Consider the following 5,099-nt stretch of genomic DNA (forward strand, 5'->3'; position numbering starts at 1 on the left):
GAAACACATCGCCGGACGCGTAGTGACTGGCCAACGCTTCGCCGCGATGTGCGCCACAGAAAACAGCCTCGGGCAGTTCCTGTTCCAGCGCCGCTCGTTGCGGGCCGTCGCCGACCACGATCAAGCGTAGGTTGCGCTGTGGATAAGTGGCTTTCAATGCGTCAAAACTGCGCTTGAGTAAGCCCAGGTTTTTCTCGGGGGCCAAGCGCCCGACATGAATGACCGCAATGTCGTCCTCGGCCAATCCCCACTGTTCGCGCAGCGATGCCAGCCTTTTGCTCGGATGAAACAACTGGCTGTCGACACCCCGTGAGAGCAATGCCAAACGTTCGAAATGCCGACGCTCAAGCTCCATCCGCTGACTAGGGCTCGGCACCAGTGTCAGGGTGGAACGGTTGTGAAACCAGCGCAGGTAGTGAGTCAGCAATCGGGTCAGCATCCCCAGCCCGTATTGGCTGGAGTACTGTTGAAAATTGGTGTGAAAGCCGCTGACCACCGAGATCCCCAGCCGCCGTGCTGCGCGTAACGCAGACAAGCCCAGTGGCCCTTCGGTGGCGATGTACAGCACGTCAGGGCGATGGCGCGTCCAACGCCTCAGCAACTTGTGCATCGACGACTGGCCCCATTGCAAACCGGGATAACCCGGCAGCGGCCAGCCCCGACACAACAATAAATCATCGTCACTGCTCAACTGCTGATCACACACCTGGCGTGGCCGCACCAGTTCCACCTGATGCCCGCGCGCGCGCAATCCGTCACACAAGCGGCCAAGGGTATTGGCCACGCCGTTGATTTCCGGTGGGAATGTTTCAGTAATCAGGGTGATATGCAGAGCTGTCGTCATGACCTCAGTATCGGCTGAGGCCATGTCGGCAATGTGGCGCTTTGATGATGGATTTATGACCCGTTAGCGCTGGATCACCAGATTTTCCGCCCCGCGTTCACGCACCCAGAACAATGTCGCCCCGGCCACGGCGGCCGGCATCATCAGAATGTTCACCACCGGGATCAGCAGCACCAGATAGACGCTGCCGCCGAAACTCATGCTCTGCCAGCGTTTCTGCCGCAGCCAGGCGAGCATCTCATTCCAGCCGAGCTTGTGGTTGTCTGCCGGGTAGTCGATATACTGGATGGCCATCATCCACACCCCGAACAGCAGCCACAGCGGTGCGGCAATGATGTTCACCACCGGGATAAAGGACAGGATGAACAACCCGATTGCCCGTGGCAGAAAGTAGCCGAGTTTGCGCATCTCCCGAGCCAGGGTGCGCGGGATCATGGCGGTAAGCTCACCCCAGCTGAAAGCCGGGAAATCGTCGGTGCCACGCACCACCACTTCGACTTTTTCCGCGAGGAAACCGTTGAACGGCGCGGCGATGACGTTGGCGAGCATGGTGAAGGTAAAAAACACCATCAACACCACCAGCACCACAAAAATCGGCCAGAGGATGTAGCTGAGAAAATTCAGCCAGTCGGGGAGGGTCGGCATCAGCGTATCGACCCACAGGCTGAATTGATGGCCGGCCAGATAAATCAATCCGACGAACAGCACGAGGTTGATTGCCAGCGGCAATAACACGAATAAACGCAGGCTGGGGCTCAGGACCAGCTTGAGGCCTTCGCGCAGGTATTGCGGTCCGGACAGGACGGGTGCGGGCATAACGTGCTCCGGGCAGAGGGAAACGCGCCGACCTTACCGACTTTGCCAGAAGGGGGAAAGCGCGGCAGTGGAATCGACATTCACTGTAACAAAGACGTCTATATAGTCACGACAGTGGGATAGAGACCACCTATGAGCTGGATTGTTAAACCGTATTTCCTTAATCTTCGCCCCCTCGATACGCTGCACCCAATCTTTTTGCAGGACTGTCGTACTCAAGCCTTACCCAAGGTTTACCACGGTCCTTTTTTATTCCCGCCGGCAATCCGGCGTTCCGCGCCCGGTGTTCAGGGCCGGTCAACAGGAGCAGGTCATGTCTGAAGCCCGTCATTCGCGAGTGATTATTCTSGGTTCCGGCCCTGCCGGTTACAGCGCWGCSGTYTATGCCGCCCGYGCCAACCTCAAGCCACTGCTGATCACCGGCATGCAAGCCGGCGGTCAACTGACCACAACCACTGAAGTCGACAACTGGCCGGGCGACGTCCACGGTCTGACCGGCCCGGCATTGATGGAGCGGATGAAGGAACACGCGGAGCGCTTTGAAACCGAGATCGTTTTCGATCACATCAATGCCGTGGACTTCGCTTCCAAGCCGTACACCTTGGTCGGCGACAGCGCGACGTATACCTGCGACGCTCTGATCATTGCCACCGGCGCCAGCGCTCGTTACCTGGGCCTCCCGTCCGAAGAAGCATTCATGGGCAAAGGCGTTTCGGCCTGCGCGACTTGCGACGGTTTCTTCTATCGCAACAAGCCTGTGGCTGTGGTCGGCGGCGGCAACACCGCGGTTGAAGAAGCCCTGTACCTGGCCAACATCGCCAGCAAAGTGACCCTGATCCACCGCCGCGAAACTTTCCGCGCCGAGAAGATCCTGATCGACAAGCTCAATGCCCGGGTTGCCGAAGGCAAGATCGAGCTGAAGTTGAACTCGACCCTGGACGAAGTACTGGGCGACAACATGGGCGTGACCGGTGCTCGCCTGAAGAACAACGATGGCAGCTTCGACGAGCTGACAGTCGATGGCGTGTTCATTGCTATCGGCCACACCCCGAACACCTCGTTGTTCGAAGGTCAGCTGACGTTGAAAGACGGCTACCTGGTGGTGCAGGGCGGCCGTGAAGGCAATGCAACGGCGACCAGCGTCGAAGGTATCTTCGCCGCCGGTGACGTGGCTGACCACGTTTACCGTCAGGCCATCACCTCGGCCGGCGCCGGCTGCATGGCGGCACTGGACGCCGAGCGTTACCTGGACGATCTGCAGAACGCCAAGTTCTGAGATCGTTGAAATGAAAAAACCGGCTTTGCAGCCGGTTTTTTTTATGCACTCGATTTGATGCCTGATCAAATCCCTGTGTGGCAGGTGTTGGACATTCAGCCCTTGAGCCGCTCCTGGACATAGTCCATCACCTTCAGCGATTTATAGATCGCATTGGCGGCCACTCGACCGAACGGCCCGCCGTTCCAGTCCAGCAAGTACGGCTTGAACAACTCATACCGCGACGTTTCCCCGCACACGGCTTCGGCAATCACCTTCCCGCCGATGGAGCCGGTATTCAAACCGTGACCTCCAAAAGAAGTGCAGGCCCAGACGCCCGGTTCCAGTCGTCCGAGGTTGGGCATTTTGTTGGTGGAGTACCCCATCAGGCCAGACCAGGCCAATTCGATTTTTACCGGAGCCAGCTGTGGATAGACTGACACCATGTCGGCCTTTAGCATCGCTGCCAGCGCTTTCTCGTTCTGTTCGTTGCGGGTGGTAATGCGTCCGCCCCAAAGCAGGCGGTCGCCTTCGACGATCCGGTAGTAATCTGAAGCGCGTCGGTCATCGGAGAATGCCGCACCGGAGTCGAGGACGTTTTTGACCGAGTTGCCCAAGTGCTCGGTCAACACCACGTAGGTGGCGATGGGCAGGTATGCGCGGCTGAGTTTTTGCAGCTCGGGGCCGCCGTAACCCCCCGCGCAGAACACCAGATCTTTACAGCGCACGCTGCCATGCGCGGTCTTGACGATTTTGTCGTTGCCTTCGCGATGCCAGGCGAGCATTTTCGATTGCTCGAAAACGCAGCCGCCAGCCGCTTCAATGGCGAGGGCCAGGCCCAGGCAATAATTGAGCGGGTKGAAATGTATGGCGTTGGGATCTTCTACACCCTGAAAGTAGCGAAGGGTGTGTGCCCGTTCACGAACCTGAGCGGTATCGAGGTAGTTGAGTTCATAACCGAAGTCGCGGCGCATGGTTTCGATGTGGTTTTTCACGCCAGCGCTGTCGTCGTAGCGCTTGACCCGAATCGTGCCGGCGGATGGCGCGCACCCGGGCAAAGCCAGTTCGATGATGTTGCGGCGGACGATCTCCACGCCTTCGGCCGACATCTGGAACAGCGCCCTGGCGTGGTCCAGCCCGAGTTTCTTGCGAATCGCTCCGGACCCCTCAGCCCAGCCCGGCGAGACCACGCCGCCATTGCGGCCAGACGCACCCCATGCCACCTGATTGGCTTCAAGGATGATCACGCGCTTGCCGCGACGGGTCAGCTCCAGGGCGGCAGTGAGGCCGGCGATGCCGGCACCGATGATGCACACGTCGCAGGATTCTTGGGTGTTCAATTCTCGCCTGGCTGCGCGTGGCAGCGAGGTTTGGGAATACCAGGTGTTGGGGAAGGACATGGTCAATCCTTGATGAATTGTTTTTCTGTGGGAGCGAGCAGGCTCACTCCCTCAGGATCGGGCATTACTTGAGAGTCGAGTAATCCACGCCGTACCACTTGTCCGACAGCTTGGTCAGCGTGCCATCCTTGTGCATCTCACCGATGATTTCACCCAGCTTGGCTTTCAGCTCCGGGTCACCCTTGTCGGTGGCAATGGCCAGTGGTTCGAAAAACACCACAGTGTTGTCGACGGCGCGCAGCGGGTAGCCTTTCTTGACGGCGGCATCCAGGGTGCTGCGTTGCGTGAGGATGGCATCCAGCCGGGTACCATCGCCCAGGCGCAGATCGTCGAGCGGGCCGACGGAGCCCGCGTAGGTCTTCATTTTTTCGGTTTTTACGTCATATACGACGGGCGGTACGTCAGTGGTTTCGATGGCCAGCGCCTGGCTGAAATAGTCTTCTGACGTGGTGCCGCCTTCGACGCCGATGGTTTTGCCATTGAGTGCTTTGTGGTCGGAGACCGTTGATTTGTTGTGCACCGCAAACACGTAGGGCACGTAGTAATAAGTCCCGGGGAAATCGAGAATCCGCGCACGACTTTTTGTCGCGGTCATCGAGCCCACAGACACATCCCAGCGGCCATTCCACTTGCCTGCGGTAATCACATCCCAGTCGGGTGTGATGAATTTGGCCTCGACGCCCAGACGCTTGGCAATCTCCTTGGACACGTCGATATCAAAACCGTCGATTTCATTCTTGTCGTTGATGAACCCCTGCGGTGGCCAGGTCGCCGAGGTGGCGAC

At 58.7% G+C, this 5,099-nt stretch carries 5 protein-coding genes; 1 reads left to right on the plus strand and 4 read right to left on the minus strand.

Features of this window, described 5'->3' with window-relative positions:
- Together AC1DRJ_RS18885 and cysZ are read right to left on the minus strand one after the other, a co-directional pair.
- Positions 1-868: glycosyltransferase family 4 protein (locus tag AC1DRJ_RS18885; protein ID WP_477803487.1), on the minus strand; the 868-nt coding region annotated here is incomplete at its 3' end.
- A 39-nt stretch (positions 869-907) separates the two neighbouring features.
- The gene (gene cysZ, locus AC1DRJ_RS18890) at positions 908-1,660 is read right to left on the minus strand and encodes a sulfate transporter CysZ (protein ID WP_477803488.1); all 753 of its coding nucleotides are present in this window, start codon (positions 1,658-1,660) and stop codon (positions 908-910) included.
- A 313-nt stretch (positions 1,661-1,973) separates the two neighbouring features.
- Between cysZ and trxB the strand changes: the two genes are divergently transcribed.
- Positions 1,974-2,936, plus strand: a complete 963-nt coding sequence (gene trxB, locus AC1DRJ_RS18895; RefSeq protein ID WP_477803489.1) for a thioredoxin-disulfide reductase — start codon at positions 1,974-1,976, stop codon at positions 2,934-2,936.
- Positions 2,937-3,031: 95 nt separating this feature from the next.
- Here trxB and AC1DRJ_RS18900 read toward each other — a convergent pair whose 3' ends face one another.
- Entirely contained in the window at positions 3,032-4,315 is a 1,284-nt protein-coding gene (locus tag AC1DRJ_RS18900) for an NAD(P)/FAD-dependent oxidoreductase (RefSeq protein ID WP_477803490.1), read from the minus strand.
- Between the two features lie 64 nt (positions 4,316-4,379).
- The coding region (locus AC1DRJ_RS18905; protein WP_477803491.1) for a transporter substrate-binding domain-containing protein at positions 4,380-5,099 on the minus strand (720 nt) is incomplete at its 5' end.

The organism is Pseudomonas sp. P5_B2, from assembly GCF_056400445.1.

What these genes read in the sequence shown, in the direction of transcription:
- cysZ (WP_477803488.1), bottom strand. Translation starts at nt 1,660, where the DNA reads ATGCCCGCACCCGTCCTGTCCGGACCGCAATACCTGCGCGAAGGCCTC.